Source organism: Pseudomonas sp. NFACC32-1, from assembly GCF_900101215.1.
In the GTDB taxonomy this organism is placed as follows: Bacteria; Pseudomonadota; Gammaproteobacteria; order Pseudomonadales; family Pseudomonadaceae; genus Aquipseudomonas.
Window position 1 is genome coordinate 331,606 of the sequence record NZ_FMUL01000001.1, and the last position, 17,253, is coordinate 348,858.

The 17,253-nt window shown below is 63.4% G+C and carries 16 protein-coding genes and 1 other RNA gene; 8 read left to right on the forward strand and 9 right to left on the reverse strand.

The genetic code is table 11. The features are described 5' to 3' along the window. Positions 1-160: 160 nt before the first annotated feature. The 3 genes from BLP99_RS01420 (at position 161) to BLP99_RS01430 (ending at position 2,457) form a co-directional block, all read left to right on the forward strand. Positions 161-1,321, forward strand: coding sequence for a zinc-binding metallopeptidase family protein (locus BLP99_RS01420; protein WP_072430341.1), 1,161 nt, complete (start codon positions 161-163; stop codon positions 1,319-1,321). A gap of 133 nt (positions 1,322-1,454) precedes the next feature. Continuing rightward, positions 1,455-1,551, forward strand: an RNA gene (gene ffs / locus BLP99_RS01425) — signal recognition particle sRNA small type. A 255-nt stretch (positions 1,552-1,806) separates the two neighbouring features. Continuing rightward, complete coding sequence (locus BLP99_RS01430) at positions 1,807-2,457, forward strand: Pr6Pr family membrane protein (protein ID WP_072458067.1); 651 nt, start codon at positions 1,807-1,809, stop codon at positions 2,455-2,457. Positions 2,458-2,498: 41 nt separating this feature from the next. On the opposite strand, the gene BLP99_RS01435 is transcribed toward BLP99_RS01430, so the two are convergent. Further along, entirely contained in the window at positions 2,499-2,813 is a 315-nt protein-coding gene (locus BLP99_RS01435; RefSeq protein WP_072389072.1) for a helix-turn-helix domain-containing protein, read from the reverse strand. A 306-nt stretch (positions 2,814-3,119) separates the two neighbouring features. On the opposite strand from BLP99_RS01435, the gene BLP99_RS01440 reads away from it, so the two are divergent. After that, entirely contained in the window at positions 3,120-4,862 is a 1,743-nt protein-coding gene (locus BLP99_RS01440; RefSeq protein ID WP_092179554.1) for a putative bifunctional diguanylate cyclase/phosphodiesterase, read from the forward strand. Here the strand turns inward: BLP99_RS01440 and BLP99_RS01445 are convergent. Then, positions 4,814-5,578, reverse strand: coding sequence for a substrate-binding periplasmic protein (locus tag BLP99_RS01445; protein WP_072389070.1), 765 nt, complete (start codon positions 5,576-5,578; stop codon positions 4,814-4,816). The genes BLP99_RS01440 and BLP99_RS01445 overlap by 49 nt on opposite strands. 142 nt (positions 5,579-5,720) lie before the next feature. Here BLP99_RS01445 and dnaX point away from each other — a divergent pair, with 142 nt between their 5' ends. The 4 genes from dnaX (at position 5,721) to recR (ending at position 10,072) form a co-directional block, all read left to right on the forward strand. After that, on the forward strand, positions 5,721-7,790 hold the full coding sequence (gene dnaX / locus BLP99_RS01450) for a DNA polymerase III subunit gamma/tau (protein ID WP_072389069.1): 2,070 nt from the start codon (positions 5,721-5,723) through the stop codon (positions 7,788-7,790). A 64-nt stretch (positions 7,791-7,854) separates the two neighbouring features. Continuing rightward, a complete protein-coding gene (locus BLP99_RS01455) occupies positions 7,855-8,193 on the forward strand; it encodes a YbaB/EbfC family nucleoid-associated protein (protein WP_053153324.1) in 339 nt (112 codons plus the stop codon). A gap of 175 nt (positions 8,194-8,368) precedes the next feature. Beyond that, positions 8,369-9,403: an NADP-dependent oxidoreductase gene (locus tag BLP99_RS01460; protein ID WP_072458065.1), complete on the forward strand. Its 1,035-nt coding sequence runs from the start codon at positions 8,369-8,371 to the stop codon at positions 9,401-9,403. A gap of 66 nt (positions 9,404-9,469) precedes the next feature. Further along, a complete protein-coding gene (gene recR, locus BLP99_RS01465) occupies positions 9,470-10,072 on the forward strand; it encodes a recombination mediator RecR (RefSeq protein WP_072389065.1) in 603 nt (200 codons plus the stop codon). A 125-nt stretch (positions 10,073-10,197) separates the two neighbouring features. Here the strand turns inward: recR and BLP99_RS01470 are convergent, their stop codons facing one another. The 7 genes from BLP99_RS01470 to BLP99_RS01500 all read right to left on the reverse strand — a co-directional run bounded on the left by BLP99_RS01470 (position 10,198) and on the right by BLP99_RS01500 (position 17,250). Further along, a complete protein-coding gene (locus BLP99_RS01470) occupies positions 10,198-10,746 on the reverse strand; it encodes an adenine phosphoribosyltransferase (RefSeq protein WP_072389063.1) in 549 nt (182 codons plus the stop codon). A gap of 76 nt (positions 10,747-10,822) precedes the next feature. Next, positions 10,823-11,557: a fumarate/nitrate reduction transcriptional regulator Fnr gene (fnr, locus tag BLP99_RS01475; RefSeq protein WP_072389061.1), complete on the reverse strand. Its 735-nt coding sequence runs from the start codon at positions 11,555-11,557 to the stop codon at positions 10,823-10,825. A 95-nt stretch (positions 11,558-11,652) separates the two neighbouring features. Continuing rightward, positions 11,653-13,035, reverse strand: a complete 1,383-nt coding sequence (hemN, locus tag BLP99_RS01480) for an oxygen-independent coproporphyrinogen III oxidase (RefSeq protein WP_072458064.1) — start codon at positions 13,033-13,035, stop codon at positions 11,653-11,655. A 143-nt stretch (positions 13,036-13,178) separates the two neighbouring features. Then, positions 13,179-13,862: a sulfite exporter TauE/SafE family protein gene (locus BLP99_RS01485; protein ID WP_072389057.1), complete on the reverse strand. Its 684-nt coding sequence runs from the start codon at positions 13,860-13,862 to the stop codon at positions 13,179-13,181. Continuing rightward, positions 13,855-14,073, reverse strand: a complete 219-nt coding sequence (gene ccoS, locus BLP99_RS01490) for a cbb3-type cytochrome oxidase assembly protein CcoS (protein WP_053158784.1) — start codon at positions 14,071-14,073, stop codon at positions 13,855-13,857. The genes BLP99_RS01485 and ccoS overlap by 8 nt, the downstream gene beginning before the upstream one ends. A gap of 25 nt (positions 14,074-14,098) precedes the next feature. Next, the gene (locus tag BLP99_RS01495) at positions 14,099-16,549 is read right to left on the reverse strand and encodes a heavy metal translocating P-type ATPase (protein ID WP_072389055.1); all 2,451 of its coding nucleotides are present in this window, start codon (positions 16,547-16,549) and stop codon (positions 14,099-14,101) included. Between the two features lie 161 nt (positions 16,550-16,710). Next, the gene (locus BLP99_RS01500) at positions 16,711-17,250 is read right to left on the reverse strand and encodes a FixH family protein (RefSeq protein ID WP_072389052.1); all 540 of its coding nucleotides are present in this window, start codon (positions 17,248-17,250) and stop codon (positions 16,711-16,713) included. Positions 17,251-17,253: the final 3 nt, after the last annotated feature.

Sequence of the window (17,253 nt, forward strand, 5' to 3'; positions counted from 1 at the left end):
CTCCATGACGCGAGCCGCTCCTTGCCGCGTTTGAAGCGATGCGCGCAGGAACGATCCTGCGCGCGGGGTGATCTAGTGGTCTGTACGGTCAACTTGACGTCGAGGGCACGAATTAGCCACACAGGCCACTAATCTTCAGGCTCCCGGGAGAAAGATCGCCATGTACCGCTTCTTCGAACAGCTGAGTTCACGCATCGCCGCGCCTTTCATGGCCGATCGTTCGCGTAACAGCAAGATCTGGCCGTGTCGCTGCGGCCAGTCCCTGTTCTTTCGCAACAGCCAATGCCTGGCCTGCCTGGCGGCGCTGGGGTATCAGCCCGAACAGAGCCGTCTGTCTTCCCTGCAACCCGGCGAGCAACCGGGCACCTGGACGCTGGATGCCGATCCGCAGGCGGGATTGTTCCGTCGCTGTGCCAACCTGGATACCCCGGCGGCCTGCAACTGGTTGCTGCCGGCCAATGACCAGGACACGCTGTGCATTGCTTGCAGCCTGAACCGCACCATTCCGGATCTGTCGCTCCCGGAAAACCCGGAGCGCTGGCGCAAGGTCGAGACCGCCAAGCGCCGCCTGGTGGCGCAACTGATCACCCTGGGTTTACCGGTGGTCCCGAAAAGTGTCGATGAAGACATTGGCCTGGCCTTCGATTTCATCGGCGTCGACCCTGACGGCACCCCGCCGACCACCGGTCACGCCAGCGGATTGATCACCCTGGACATCAAGGAAGCCGACGATGCCCATCGCGAATACGTGCGCCAGCAGATGCGCGAGCCGTATCGCACCCTGCTCGGGCATTTTCGTCACGAAGTGGGCCATTACTACTGGGACCGGCTGGTCGCCAACAGCCACTGGCTCGAGCCGTTTCGTGGATTGTTCGGCGACGAGCGCGCCAGTTATTCCGAAGCCCTGGAGCGTCACTACCAGCAAGGCGCGCCCCAGGATTGGCAAAGCCGTTACGTCAGCGCCTACGCCACCATGCATCCCTGGGAAGACTGGGCCGAGACCTGGGCTCACTACCTGCACATGATGGACGCGGTGGACACCGCGCTGGGTTTTGGCATGAGCGCCCAGGACATGGATTTCGACTACCAGCCGTTCCCGCCCGACACCCTGTTCGACCCGGGGCATTCCGGTGGCTCGGCCTTCCTGTCCTTCGTCAACGCCTGGATCGAACTGGCCGGCATGCTCAACGAACTGTCCCGCAGCATGGGCCAGCCGGATTTCTACCCTTTCGTCCTGCCGGCCGCGGTGATTACCAAGCTGCATTTCATCCACATGGTGATCCAGGAGGAGGGCGGTCGGGCCGATGAAGTGCTGCTATAGCCACGCGGGCCTTGCCTGCGCGGCAAGTGCTTGAACATCTTCGGTTTTTAATCCGGCGCGGACGGTTGTAAGTTCTTGCCAGATAGGTACAATGGCGCGGCTCGCCGTCAGGCGGGCGTCGTTATGGTGACCCCATCGGTCCCCCCGCAACGATTACCCGTGAACCTGGTCAGATCCGGAAGGAAGCAGCCACAGCGGGAACATTGTGTGCCGGGGTGTGGCTGGTGGGGTTGCCTCCATAACGCCCGAACCTTCCTTCGCAAGGTTCTTCTCACTTCATCCTTCCTTGTCTTCCTGTTCTACTCTTCGAATGCTTTCGCAGCCTTGTGCCGCCTGCAGCATGACCACTGGTCGGAACTGTCAGCAATGACAGTGGAATCCTTGCGGGTGCTTTTCTAGGGTCTCGTCCAACAGGCAGCCTGTCGTTGAACATCCCTTTCAGGGACTTCGCAGTCGCAGCTGCCACGTGGCCGGAGGGCAACGTGATGAGCGACGACATGGTGTTAACGCAAGGCAAGGGCAATGTGGCCGTGAAGCTGACCGCTGGGCTGGCCTGGTTTGCCTTGGTGCTCCAGCTTTACTTGATCCTGACTTCGCGCTGGCAGGCCGGCAAGAGCCTGGCGGGTGGGCTGGATATCTTCTTCAGTTACTTCACGGTGCTGACCAATATCCTGGTGGCGGTGGTGCTGACTTATGCCGCGACGACAGGGAGCTCGGCGCTGCGCAGCTTCTTTCTCCGACCGTCGACACAAGGCGGCGTGGCAGCCGCCATCGTGCTGGTGGGTCTGGCCTACAATTTCTTGCTGCGTAACGTGTGGGATCCCCAGGGCTGGCAATGGGTGGCCGACGAGTTGCTCCACGACGTGATGCCAGTGGTGTTCGTGATCTATTGGTGGTTCTGCGTTCCCAAGGGGCTGCATTGGCGCAACGCCTGGCCGTGGCTGATCTATCCGTTGGCCTATTTCATCTACGCCCTGGTGCGCGGCCATCTGCTGGACACCTATCCCTATCCGTTCATCGAAGTGAATCGGCTGGGTTATATGCAGGCGCTTGGCAATGCGGCCATGGTGCTGGTGGGGTTCGTGGTGATATCGCTGGTCGTGACTGCCGTGGATCGGGCGAAGGGGGAGCGTTGACTGGCCGATGACCTGCTCCCCTGGATTTCAGGGGACATGCCCTAAGGCTTGGACAGCGCCTGGTCTACCGCCGCGATCAGCTTCCCCAGGTCCTTTGGCGTGGCTTTGTGGATGACGCCGAACAGGTAGGCGCGTTGTTCGTCTTCGTCGTTCATATCGACAAAAAATGCCTTGAGCTGTACGTCCAGCGCCTTGGCAAGCAGGATCAGCGCTTCGACGCTGGGGGTGTAGGTGCCGGTTTCGAAACGGCTGATGGTTTTGGGGTCAAAGCCGGTCTTTTCGCCCAGTTCAGCCTGAGTCAGCCCCGCTACTTTGCGATAGCGTCTGATGGCCGCCCCCAAGCTCGAAATTCGCATCGCTCAATTCCCATTTAGAATCAAGAACTTAACGATAGATTTTTGCATTAGGCAACCGCATGTTCCATCACTTTGCTTTGCAAAATGTGATGTGTTTCGTAGAATCGGCCTTTGGCACGGGTATTTGGTGACCTGCATCAGACACCGGGATGCGCGAAAAACACAGCGCTTGCGTTTATTGTCGCGACAAACGGTAGAGGCTTGACCCCAATCGCCGGCACGGCCCGCGCTCCAACTCATTTCGAGGTGTTCGAAGCGAGTTGGCTGTTTCGTCTGCCCAGCCATGACTCATGGATGACTGCTTCGATGGATAAGAAGTACCGCAGAGCCGTTGACGCAGCCGCGATTTTCTCCGAAACCGATTTGAACGGGCGTATCACCTACGTCAACGATCAGTTCTGTCTTCTCTTTGGCTACCAGCGCGATGAACTGCTGGGCGAAAATCATCGCCTGCTCAACTCCGGACAGCACCCTGGCGAGTTCTTCAGCGCCATGTGGCGCACCATTGCCTTGGGCCAGATCTGGAAAGGCGAGATCTGCAACCGGGCCAAGGACGGAACCTTGCATTGGGTCGACACCACCCTGGTACCGGTGGCCGACGATACGACAGGGCGGATCGAGCGTTACCTGGCGATTCGTTTCGATGTCAGCGAGAAGCGTCGGCAACTGCATTCCCTGCAATGGCGGGTCGGACACGATGTGCTGACCGGGCTGCCCAATCGCACCTACCTGTCGGACTTGTTGAATCAGTCCCTGGCCTTTTCCCGGGCGGAAAACCTGCCCCTGGCGATATGCATGCTCGACCTCGACGGCTTCAAGGCCGTCAATGATGGTCATGGCCACGCCAGTGGCGACCGGCTGCTGGTGGAGGTGGCCAGGCGGCTGCGCAGTATCGTGCGTGGCGAGGACGTGGTGGCGCGGCTGGCCGGGGATGAGTTCGTACTGGTGCTGCGTCATGTGCGTGGGATGGATGAGCTGCATGGCGCCTTGAACCGGGTGCTGATCGCCGTCTCCGCGCCCTACGTGATCGATGGCAAGAGTATCAAGGTGTTCGCCAGCATCGGTGTCACGCTGTACCCGTGGGACGACGAGGATGCCGAAACCTTGCTGCGCCACGCCGACCAGGCCATGTACGTGGCCAAGCAGAGCGGTCGCAATCGTTTCCATCTGTTCGATGTGTCCCGGGACAGGGAGGTACAGGCCACGTACCAGTCCGTCGAGCGAGTCCGGCAGGCATTGGTGGACGACGAGTTGCGGCTGCATTTCCAGCCCAAGGTCAATATGCGCGATGGCTGCGTGGTCGGTCTCGAGGCGCTGCTGCGCTGGAAACATCCGCAACGTGGCCTGGTGCCGCCCCGGGAGTTCCTGCCCCTGGTGGAAGAAACCGACCTGATCGTCGACATCGGCGAATGGGTCATGGAGCAGGTCATGACCCAGTTGCAGCAATGGCAGCAGGCGGGGCAGTGTTGGCCGGTGAGCATCAACATCTCGGCGCGACACTTCCAGCGCGCGGATTTCGTGGAGCGCCTGCGGCAGGTGCTGGAACGACACCCGACGGTGTCGCCGCGCATGCTGGACCTGCAGATCGTCGAATCCGTCGCGGTGGAAAACCTGGCCCACGTCAGCGACTGTCTCCAGGCCTGCCAGGCCTTGGGCGTGGTGTTTTCCCTGGGAGGCTTCGGAACGGGCCACTGTTCCCTCAATGACCTCAAGCACCTGCGCACCCAGACCATCAAGATCGACAAGACCTTTGTCCGCGACATCCTGGAGGACCGGGACGACCTGGCCCTGACCCGCGCCGTGATCGGTCTGGCTCAGGCATTCGGGCGCCAGGTGGTGGCCGAGGGGTTGGACAGCCTGGAACATGGGCAATTGTTGCTGCGGCTGGGGTGTGAAGTGGCTCAAGGGTATTTCATTGCCCGACCCATGCCCCCCGAGCAGATACCAGGGTGGGTAAGGGGCTTTGTTCCACCGCCGCAGTGGAAGCAACGGCCCGGCATTCAGGGCGACTCGGTCTCTGCCTGCGATGCGGCGTTGCGGCCGGTATAGAGCCGGATGATGGCGTCGATTTCCCCCGACGCTTTCATTTTTTCCAGGGTGCGCAGAATGCGTTGTGTCGCAAGACCGGGATCGTTACGCAGGTAGCAGCCCAGCTGTTGTTCCTGGAGAACAGCCACCTCGTGCAGTTGACGGTCAGCCCCATGCCGTTGATTGAACCAGTCCAGTGCCCATTGATTGCTCACGCCATAGCGATAGCGACCGGCAAGCAGCTTGGCCAGCACCTGCTCCTGGCTACGCGCATCGTCGCGCCGCAAGTGGCCGCTGTCGAACAGCGGCTGCAAGGTCGGGTACGTATAGCCCAGCACCGTGCCGATCGGTTGTGGTGCCAGTGCCGCCGGCGACAGTTGCGTGGACACGCTGGTGGTGCCGATCAGCAGGTCGCGCTGGAAGAACAGCGGGACGCTCCATAGATAATTGCCGTTGCCATCCACCCAGTCGGGGCTGACATAACAGCGCATATCGACTTCGCCATTCTGCATGGCCGAGTCGAGCCTGGCCCGAGACAGCACGTGGAACTCGGCCGGCATGCCTGCCTGGGTCGCCAGGCTGGTCATGATGTCGGGCATGATGCCCTGGGTCGGACGGCCCCGTTCGATCTGTACCATGGGCATGGCCCAGCCGTCGGTGACGGCAAATCGCAAGGGCGTTTCGGCGGCCAGACAACCCGTACTCAACAACAGCAAAGCCCCCATGGCCCCGTGCATACGCTCTCCTGATCCCGCGAATCCTGTCGACAACCGAGTCATGATCCACAGCTTAGTCAGATTAGGCGAGCGCACCGGATGCAATTTCGCCCCTGCTCCGCTAGCATTAGCCGCTTGTGTTCCTTCGTTGCGACGGTTTTCGATGAGTTATCAGGTTCTTGCACGTAAATGGCGTCCGCGCTCGTTCCGCGAAATGGTCGGCCAGACCCATGTGCTCAAGGCTCTGATCAATGCCTTGGACAGCCAGCGGCTGCACCACGCCTACCTGTTCACGGGGACGCGGGGCGTGGGCAAGACCACCATTGCGCGGATCATCGCCAAGTGCCTGAACTGCGAAACCGGCATCACTTCCACGCCGTGTGGCGAATGTTCGGTCTGTCGCGAGATCGACGAGGGCCGTTTCGTCGACCTCATCGAGATCGACGCCGCCAGTCGCACCAAGGTCGAAGACACCCGCGAACTGCTCGACAACGTGCAGTACGCCCCGAGCCGTGGGCGCTTCAAGGTCTACCTGATCGACGAAGTGCACATGCTCTCCAGCCATTCCTTCAATGCGCTGCTCAAGACGCTTGAGGAGCCGCCGCCCTACGTCAAGTTCATCCTGGCGACCACCGACCCGCAGAAACTTCCCGCGACAATTTTGTCCCGTTGCCTGCAGTTCTCCCTCAAGAACATGACGCCGGAGCGGGTCGTCGAGCACCTCACCCATGTGCTGGGTGTCGAGAACGTGCCGTTCGAAGACGACGCGTTGTGGCTGCTGGGGCGCGCCGCCGACGGTTCGATGCGTGACGCCATGAGCCTCACCGACCAGGCCATTGCCTTTGGCGAAGGCAAGGTGATGGCCGCCGACGTGCGGGCCATGCTCGGTACCCTGGACCATGGCCAGGTCTATGACGTGTTGCATGCGCTGATCGAAGGCGACGCGAAGGCGTTGCTCGAAGCCGTGCGTCACCTGGCCGAGCAAGGCCCGGACTGGAATGGCGTGCTGTCGGAAATCCTCAACGTATTGCACCGTGTCGCCATCGCCCAGGCCTTGCCTGAAGGTGTCGACAATGGCCATGGCGACCGTGATCGGGTATTGGCCCTGGCCCAGGCCTTGCCAGCCGAAGACGTGCAGTTCTATTACCAGATGGGCCTCATCGGCCGTCGCGACCTGCCTTTGGCGCCGGATCCGCGAGGCGGCTTCGAAATGGTGCTGTTGCGGATGCTGGCGTTCCGGCCCGCCGATACGGCGGACGCGCCGAGGCCGGTGCTAAAGCCAGTGGGGATCAGCCAGGCCACAGCTGATTCCACCAGGCCAGTGGCTGCCGCGCCTGTTGTTGCGCCGGCAGTGGTTTCTGCCCCGGCTACGGTAGCAGCCATTGCGCAACCGGCCCCGACACCTGTTGTCGCGGCTGCGCAGCCTGTGCCCGAACCAGAGCCAGCTCCCGAACCGGTTGCCGAAGCAGTCATCGACCTGCCCTGGAACGATCCGGTGGAGCCTGAGATCGTCCAGCCGCCTGCCCGGCAGCCTGTGCTGGATACCACAGCCCAGCAGCCCGAGCTGCCGCCGCTCCCCATGCCGACCCCGGACAGTGTGGTGCCCGACGCCCCCGAGTGGGTCGCGGCCCCCATGCCGGAGCCGACGGCGGCCGAGGTCGATCTCGCCACCCCTGGCACTGACCTGGACGACGAGCCTCCGCTGGATGAAGACTATATCGAGCCGGACCTGGACTCGGCCTACAGCTATCTGGACGACCTGGCCAGCGAGCATGCCCGCGAGCCGACGCCCGAACCCGAGCCGGAACCTGCCGCGATGCCGGCCACCGGGCTGGCCCTGCAATGGCTGGAGCTGTTTGCGAAACTGCCGATTTCCGGCATGACCGGCAGTATCGCCGCCAACTGCACGCTGATTTCCGTGGAGGGCGACCATTGGCTGCTGCACCTGGATCCGGCCCACAGTGCGCTGTTCAACGCGACCCAGCAGCGTCGCCTCAACGATGCGCTGAACCAGTATCATCAGCGCACCCTGACCCTGAGCATCGAGCTGATCAAGCCCGAGCAGGAAACCCCGGCCCAGGCGGCGGCACGACGCCGTGCCGACCGTCAGCGCGAGGCCGAGGAGTCGATCCACAACGATCCGTTCATCCAGCAGATGATGCAACAGTTCGGCGCCGTGGTCCGTCACGATACTATCGAACCTGTCGAGGCCCCGGTCAGCCAGGGCTCATAACTGAAAGCGCCGGACCGGACGGTTCGGGCGCGGTATCTATCCAAGTACTTTCGAGGTGATTCCCATGATGAAAGGTGGCATGGCCGGCCTGATGAAGCAGGCACAGCAGATGCAGGAAAAAATGGCCAAGATGCAGGAAGAGCTGGCCAACGCCGAAGTCACCGGCAAATCCGGCGGTGACATGGTGACCGTGGTCATGACCGGTCGCCACGACATCAAGCGCGTCAGCATCGATCCAAGCGTGGTCGAAGGCCTGAGCGAAGACGACAAGGAAATGCTTGAGGCCCTGTTCGCCGCCGCCGTCAACGACGCGGTGCGCAAGATCGAAGCCAACAGCCAGGAAAAGATGTCCGGCATGACCGCCGGCATGCAACTGCCACCGGGCATGAAGCTGCCGTTCTGATTCGCGATCCCTACGGGGATGGGCTACACACAATGCCAGGCACCGCGCCTGGCATTTTTGTGTCCGCTTCAGAAATTCCTGGCGTCGCGGGCCGAGCGCACAAACATCGAACGCTGCCCCTTGGGCAGTGGTCTGCTGCCTATGCACGCCCATCCACGATCAAGGAGACGTTTCCATGTCACAGGCATCGATAACCAACCAGCGCATCGTTCTTGCTTCCCGTCCCAAGGGGGCGCCCGTCCCGGAGAATTTCCGCATCGAGCAGGTGACATTACCGGACCTGGCAGAAGGGCAGGTCCTGCTCAAGACACTGTTCCTGTCCCTGGACCCCTACATGCGCGGGCGAATGAGCGACGCACCGTCCTATGCCGCGCCCGTGCAGATCGATGAAGTGATGACCGGCGGGGCCGTCAGTCGCGTGGAGCGCTCCCTGCATCCGAAATTCCAGGAAGGCGACCTGGTGGTGGGGGTAACGGGCTGGCAGAGCCGCAGCATCAGTGATGGCCGCAACATCATCCCCATTCCCTCCGGGCTGCCCAGCCCATCGATGGCCCTGGGTGTGCTGGGCATGCCGGGCATGACGGCCTACATGGGATTGATGGACATCGGCCAACCCCGGGCCGGGGAAACCCTGGTCGTGGCGGCGGCCTCGGGCGCCGTCGGCTCGGTGGTCGGCCAGGTGGCGAAGATCAAGGGGCTGCGGGTGGTAGGCGTGGCCGGCGGCAGCGAGAAATGCAGATACGTGGTGGAGGAGTTGGGGTTCGATGCCTGCGTCGATCATAAACGCGCGGATTTTGCCGAGGAGCTGGCCCGGACCTGTGACAAAGGGATCGACATCTATTATGAAAATGTCGGCGGCAAGGTTTTCGATGCCGTGGTGCCACTGCTCAATGCCAAGGCGCGCATTCCACTCTGCGGGCTGATCGCTTCCTACAATGATCACCAGGCTCCGGACGGTCCCGACCGCCTGCCGCTCCTGCAGCGCACCTTGCTGACCAAGCGGGTGCGGATGCAAGGGTTTATCGTGTTCGACGACTACGGCGACCGGCAGCCGGAATTTCTCAGTGCCATGGCACCCTGGGTCCGGGACGGCAAGGTGAGGTTCCGCGAAGACGTGGTCGATGGCCTCGAGAACGCACCGCAGGCGTTTATCGGCCTGTTGGAGGGACGCAATTTCGGCAAGCTGGTAGTGCGGGTGGCACAGGATTGAGTATTTGACGCTAATCGGAGGCGCGGGTATAAACCGCGTCTCGTTGTCATGTCGGATATTTCCTCAATGAGCTTCAGCCCTTTGATTCGCCAACTGATCGATGCCCTGCGAACCTTGCCGGGCGTGGGTCAGAAAACGGCCCAGCGCATGGCGTTGCAGTTGCTCGAGCGTGATCGCAGCGGCGGCTCACGCCTGGCCCAGGCCTTGAGCCAGGCCATGGAAGGGGTAGGGCATTGCCGTCAGTGCCGGACCCTCACCGAGGACGACCTGTGCCCCCAATGCGCCGACCCGCGGCGGGACGACAGCCTGTTGTGCGTCGTGGAAGGGCCGATGGACGTGTACGCGGTGGAGCAGACCGGGTTTCGTGGGCGTTATTTCGTGCTCAAGGGACATCTGTCGCCCCTCGACGGCCTGGGGCCGGAAGCCATCGGCATTCCTGAGCTGATGGCGCGCATCGAAGAGGCCGGCACCTTCAAGGAAGTGATCCTGGCCACCAACCCGACAGTGGAGGGCGAAGCCACCGCGCACTACATCGCCCAGCTGCTGAGCAACAAAGGCCTGGTCGCCTCACGCATCGCCCATGGCGTGCCGCTGGGTGGGGAGCTGGAGCTGGTGGACGGCGGGACGCTGGCGCATTCGTTTGCCGGTCGCAAGCCGATCGCGTTGTAACCGCTACACAGTACCTGTGGGAGCGAGCCTGCTCGCGATAGCGGTGGATCAGCCAACCTCCATGCGACTGATAGACCGCCATCGCGAGCAAGCTCGCTCCCACAGGTTCGATGGTTGCCTGCCCGTTATTTTTCGCTGAGGGAGAACTGCGTCAGGCAGAAGGTGGGGATGCCCATGTCTTCCAGGCGCTGGGAACCGAGCAGTTCCGGCAGGTCGATGATCGCGGCGGCTTCATGGACCTTGGCGCCCATGCGACGGATCAGGTTGGCGGCGGCGATCAGCGTGCCGCCGGTGGCGATCAGGTCATCGAACATCACCACCGAATCACCCTCGCACAGGCTGTCGGCGTGCACTTCAAGGAAGGCTTCGCCGTATTCGGTCTGGTAACCCTCGGCCAGCACATCGGCTGGCAGCTTGCCTTGCTTGCGAAACAGCACCAATGGCTTGTTCAACTGGTAGGCCAGGATCGAGCCGATCAGGAAGCCCCGGGCATCCATCGCGCCGATGTGGGTGAAGTCGGCTTCGACATAGCGGTGGGCGAAGCTGTCCATGACCAGCCGCAGGGCGGTGGGGGACTGGAACAGTGGGGTGATGTCGCGAAAGATCACGCCGGGCTTGGGGAAATCGATTACGGGGCGGATCAGGGATTTGATGTCGAAGGAGTCGAAGACCATCGTCGAGGTGTCCTGGCAAGGCTGCAAACGCGGCAGTATAGCGCGGCCGAGGGAAACCCTCAGCCGCTCGCATTCATCAGCCGTCGATCGAGCCGCCGGCCAGGGCGCAGAGCTGGATCGGGTCGAGGATGTGGATTTCCTTGCCTTCGGCGGCGATCAGTTCGTTCTGCTGGAAGCGGGTGAATACCCGCGACACGGTTTCCACGGCCAGGCCCAGGTAGTTGCCGATTTCGTTGCGCGACATGCTCAGGCGGAACTGGTTGGCGGAGAAGCCCCGGGCACGGAAGCGCGCGGAGAGGTTGACCAGGAAGGTGGCGATGCGCTCGTCGGCGGTCTTTTTCGAGAGCAGCAGCATCATTTGCTGATCGTCGCGGATCTCGCGGCTCATCACCCGCATCAGTTGGCGACGCAGCTGTGGCAGTTGCAGCGCCAGTTCGTCGAGGCGTTCGAACGGAATCTCGCAGACCGAGGTGGTTTCCAGCGCCTGGGCCGAGACCGGATGGCTTTCGGTGTCCATGCCTGACAGGCCCACCAGCTCGCTGGGCAGGTGGAAACCGGTGAGCTGCTCCTCGCCGCTGTCACTGAGGTTGAACGTCTTCAAGGCGCCCGATCGCACGGCGTACACGGAGTCGAACGTGTCGCCCTGGCGGAACAGGAACTCACCTTTCTTCAAGGGGCGGCCCCGCTTGACGATTTCGTCCAGCGCGTCCATGTCCTCCAGATTCAGAGAAAGTGGCAGGCATAGAGGGGCCAGGCTGCAATCCTTGCAATGGGCCTGGTTGTGTGCGCGCAATTTGACGGGCTCGGACATTTCTTTAATCCTTGTGGGAAAAACACACATCAGCCGTAAGGGTAACCCAGCTCAGGCAACCCGGCCAGTGCGCTTTCGTCGTCAAATTGTCGCGCTCAGATCACGCGGGAGAAGCGCTGGCGATTTTGCTGCTCCAGATAGGCGTCGAACACCATGCACACCGAGCGCACCAGCAGGCGCCCGGCGGGCAGGACCCTGATGTGTTCGCTGTCGAGCTCGATCAGGCCATCGTCGGCCATGACTTGCAGGGATGGCCACACCGAGGCGAAGTACTCGACGAAATCGATGTCGAAGGCTCGCTCGATCTCGGCGAATTCCAGGTTGAAATGGCAGATCAACTGCTGGATCACCGCCCGCCGCAGGCGGTCGTCGGCGGTGCAGAGCAGGCCGCGACTGGTCGCCAGTTGGCCGTCGGCCAGGGTGTTCTGGTACTGGTTCAAATCGCTGTTGTTCTGGCAGTAAAGGTCGCCGATCTGGCTGATGGCCGACACGCCGAGGCCGATCAGGTCGCAGTGGCCATGGGTGGTGTAGCCCTGGAAATTGCGTTGCAGGGTGGCCTCTTCCTGGGCGATCGCCAGGTCGTCGTCGGGCAGGGCGAAGTGGTCCATGCCAATGTAGCGGTAACCGGCGGCGGTCAGCTGTTCGATGGTGCCTTGCAGCATGGCCAGCTTTTGCACGGGGCACGGCAGGTCCTGGCTGTCGATGCGCCGCTGGGGCATGAAGCGCTCCGGCAGATGGGCATAATTGAACACCGACAGGCGATCGGGCTGCAGCTGGATGATCTCCTGTACGGTGCGGGCAAAGTTTTCCGGGGTCTGTTTGGGCAGGCCGTAGATCAGGTCGATGTTGATCGAGCGAAATTGCAAGGTGCGGGCCGCCTCGATCACGGCGCGGGTTTCATCCAGGCTTTGCAGGCGATTGACGGCCCGCTGCACGGCAGGGTCGAGGTCCTGCACGCCGATGCTGACCCGGTTGAATCCCAGTTCCCGCAACAGGCCCATGGTGGACCAGTCGGCTTCCCGTGGATCGATCTCGATGCCGTAGTCGCCGGAATCGTCGTCCTGCAGATTCAGATGCTTGCGCAGCTTGGCCATCAACTGGCGCAACTCGTCATGGCTGAGGAACGTTGGCGTGCCGCCGCCCAGGTGCAACTGTTCCACGCGCTGGGTCGGGTCCAGATGGCAACCGATCAGCTGGATTTCCTGTTCCAGGCGCTGCAGGTAGGCGTGGGCACGGCCCCGGTCCTTGGTGATGACTTTGTTGCAGGCGCAGTAGTAGCAGATGTTCGCGCAGAACGGCACGTGCACGTACAGCGACAGTGGCCGCAATGCCTTGCGGCTCTCGCGCAGGGCGTGGAGCAGGTCGAAGGTCCCCACCTGGCTGGTGAATTGCGCCGCGGTCGGGTACGAGGTGTAGCGAGGCCCCGCCAGGTCATAGCGGCGGATCAGGTCTGGGTCCCAACGAATGGCGTCGAGCATGCGGGCGTTCCCCGGATAAACTGGCATGGGGCGAGTCTAGGGATGCCAGCGGGGGAGCGTCTTGATTTGCATCAACGGGCGTCGACTGTGGGCAGGGGCGTGGTGAGTGTACGAGCGAGCCTGCGAGGGATGACGGTTGCCGATCAGTGCCCCATAAGCCAATGCTGGTGCGGCCCCGGCAGGGTCCAGAGGCCGAAGACCATCACCAGCAGCCCGCCGGCCACGCGCACGCTGCGCTTGCGCAACAGCGCCGTGACGCGCTCGGCTGCCAGGCCCGTGGCGAGCAGTACCGGCCAGGTGCCGAGGCCGAAGGCAAGCATCAAGAGCGCGCTGTCCAGCGCGTTGCCCTGGCTCGCCGACCACAACAAGGTGCTATAGACCAGGCCGCACGGCAGCCAGCCCCATAACGCGCCCAGCAGCAGGGCCCGAGGCAGGCTCGAAACAGGGAGCAAGCGATTGGCGACGGGCTGGATGAGCCGCCACAGCCCGCGACCGACGCTTTCGATACGGGTCAGGCCGCTCCACCAGCCCGCCAGGTACAGGCCCATGGCGATCAGCAGCAAGCCGGCCAGGACCCGCAGGATCATCGCCGCTGCGCTGTTGGCGACAGCCCAGCCGGCCAGGCCGATCAGCAGTCCGGCGGTGGCATAGCTCAGGATCCGTCCCAGGTTGTACGCCAGCAGCAGCCGCAAGCGCCGGCTGCGCTGTTCCTTGGGAATCGCCAGGGTCAGGGCACCCATCAGGCCGCCGCACATACCCAGGCAGTGCCCACCGCCCAACAGGCCGAGAATGACCGCCGAGACCAGTTGCGGCGCCAGCTCAAGCATGAGGAGGGGCCTTGTCGTCCGGTTCGCGGGGTTGACCGTCGGCCTCGTCCACCGCGGCCTTGTGGTTCGGGTCCTGGTCGTCGAACAGGATGCTGTGGGCCGGGCCGTCGAGGTCGTCGTACTGCCCGCTGTCCACGGCCCAGAAGAAGATGTAGACGGCGATGGCGACGATCAGCAGTGCCGCCGGGATCATCACATACAGAGCTGGCATTGTCGGAACTCCATGCCCGCGCGGCTCAGGCCGGCAGCGGGCGGGTGTCGGGGGTGGTGGCGCAAACGGGCGCCCGGGGCTGGCGAGTCAGCCTCAGCGCATTCAACACCACGGTCAACGAACTGATGGACATACCGACCGCCGCCCAAACCGGTGTGATCCAGCCGAGGGCGGCGAACGGCAGCATGAGGCCATTGTACAGCGCGGCCCACGCCAGGTTCTCGATAATCACCCGGCGGGTGCGGCGGGCCAGGGCGAAGGCGTGGACCAGGGCGTCGAGGCGGTTGGACAGGAGCACCGCGTCGGCGCTGGTCTTGGCCAGGTCGGTGGCCGAGCCCATGGCGACGCTGATGTCCGCGGCCGCCAGCACCGGCACGTCGTTCACGCCGTCGCCGAGCATCAGTACCTTGTGACCCTGCTGGTGCAACTGCTGCAGCACCGCCAGTTTGTCGTCCGGGCGCAGGCCACCCCGGGCCTCGTCGATGCCCAGTTCGGCCGCCACGCCGGCCACCATCGGCGAGCTGTCGCCCGACAGCAGCAGCGTACGCCAGCCGCGCGCCTTGCAGGCCGCCAGCAGTGCCGGGGCATCGGCGCGTAGCCGATCGTCCAGGACAAACCACGCCTGCGGCCCGTCGGTATCGCCCAGCAGCAGCCATTGACCGGGTTCGTCTGGCATCGATGGAACGGTGGCGCCGCTCAACTCACAAACGAAGCCGGGGTGGCCGATGCGCAGGCGTCGTTCGGCCACCCATCCCTCCAGGCCCAGCCCCGGGGTGCTTTGCACTTGCTCGGCGGCCAGGGGCGCACGCCCGAAGGCGCGGGCGATGGGATGCTCGGAGCGGTTTTCCAGGGCTGCGGCCAAGCCCAGGCACTGGTCGCTGTCCAGGGCGGCCAGCGGACGAATGGCACGCAAGGCCAGGCGACCTTCGGTGAGGGTGCCGGTCTTGTCGAAAATCACCGTATCGATCTGATTCAATCCCTCCAGCACATGCCCGCGGGTCAACAGCAGCCCGAGCTTGTGCAGGGAGCCGGTGGCGGCCGTGAGGGCGGTGGGGGTCGCCAGGGACAATGCGCAAGGGCAAGTGGCGACCAGCATCGCCAGGACGATCCAGAATGCCCTGGACGCATCCAGTTGCCACCACAACAGGCCGATGGCGGCCACGGCGATCAGGGAAAACAGCAGGAACCACTGGGCGGCGCGGTCGGCGATTTCCGCCAGGCGCGGTTTTTCGGCCTGGGCTCGTTCCAGCAGGCGCACGATGGCCGACAACCGAGTGTCTTGTCCCAGGGCCAGTACTTCGACCGTCAGCGCTCCTTCGACGTTGAGCGTGCCGGCAGTGACTGCATCGCCCGCCTGGCGAGGCTGGGGCAGGTATTCGCCGGTCAGCAGCGACTCGTCGACACTGGACTGGCCGTCGAGGATCCGGCCATCGGCCGGCAGGGTCGCGCCGGGCTGTACCAGTACCCGGTCGCCGACGCGCAACTCGCTGAGCAGGATGCGTTCACTCTGGCCGTTGTCTTCCAGGCGCAGGCACGACGCGGGCAACAGGTTGACCAGTTGCGCGGTGGCGGCGGCGGTACGTTCCCGGGCCCGGCGCTCCAGGTATCGGCCGGCCAGCAGGAACAGGGCGAACATGCCCACGGCGTCGAAATACAGTTCTCCCGTACCGGTGATGGAGGTCCAGATTCCGGCGACATAGGCACTGCCGATGGCCAGGGACACGGAAACGTCCATGGTCAGGTGGCGGGTGCGCAGGTCACGCATCGCGCCCTTGAAGAAAGGCGCGCAGCTGTAGAACACGATCGGGGTGGTGAGGAACAGCGCGACCCAGCGCAGGATGGTGTGCATCTCGGGGCTCAGGTCGATGTTGAATTCCGGCCAGGTGGCCATGGTCGCCATCATGGCCTGGAACCACAGCAATCCGGCCACGCCGAGCTGACGCAGGGCCAGGCGGTTCTGTGCAGCGAGCTGTTCGCTGGCCTGGTCGGCGTGGTACGGGTGGGCGGCGTAGCCGATGCGGCGCAATTCGGCGAGCAGCGTGCTCAGGGGCAAGCGAGCGTCGGCCCAGCGTACATGCAGGCGATGGTTGGAGAGGTTCAAGCGCGCCTCGGCCACGTCCGGCAGGCTGCGCAGCTGTTTCTCGATCAGCCAGCCGCAGGCGGCGCAACTGATGCCCTCCATCAGCAGGGTGGCTTGCGCCAGTTCGCCCTCGTGGCGCACAAAGGATTGCTGGACATCGGGACGGTCATACAGGGCCAGTTCGTCGGTCAACTGGGTGGGCAGGGTCTCGGGGTTGGCCGAGGCCTCGCTGCGATGCTGATAATAACTCTCCAGGCCGCCTGCCACGATGGCCTGGGCCACCGCCTGGCAGCCCGGGCAGCACAGCTCGCGGGTTTCACCCAGGACAACGGCGGTAAAGCGACTGCCGGGAGGCACGGGCAGGGCGCAGTGGTAGCAGGGCTGTGGAGTGGTCATGGTTGTCGCATGAAAGCCTTTTGTGGCGAGGGAGCTTGCTCCCGCTCGGCGACGAGCCGCCGTTGTCAGAGAACGCAATATGCCTGAAAGGGGCGCCGGACCAAACACAGGGCCGCTTAGCGGCCCAATGGGAGCAACTCCTTGGCCACAGGAAAAGCGGCTTATTTGTGCAAGTCTTCAGCGCCTTGCAGCGGCTCGTCACCGAGCAAGACGTCCTGGTCATGGTTGATCTGTTCTTCCTCGAACAGGCGCCAGGTCTTGCCGTTCTCCATGCCCAGCAGTTCCACGAAGCGCCGGCCTTCGATCTTGTCCGTCAACTGTCCGACATACCGCCCAGGCTCGCTGTCGTTGCGGGTCAGGACGACCTTGCGGTCCTTCTCCGGCTGGGTCGGCGAAATCAGGCTCAGTTCCAGGGTCTGGGGCCGGCTGTTGCCGCTCAGGCGCAGGTTCACTTCGCCGGTGACGTCATCGAGCTGCACATTGGCATGCAACTGCAGGGTCTGGCCCAGCAGCTCGCGCTCCAGGGAGCGGTTGATGCCCTTGCCGGCTTCGTAGTAGTTGTCGTTCACCAGGTTGTCCGGGTTGTTCACCGCGATGGTCACCATGGACAGGCTCAGCACCACCGAGCAGGTCAGGATGCCGATGATGATCCAGGGCCAGAGGTGCTTGTACCAAGGGCTGGAGGCAGTTGCTGCAGGCATGTC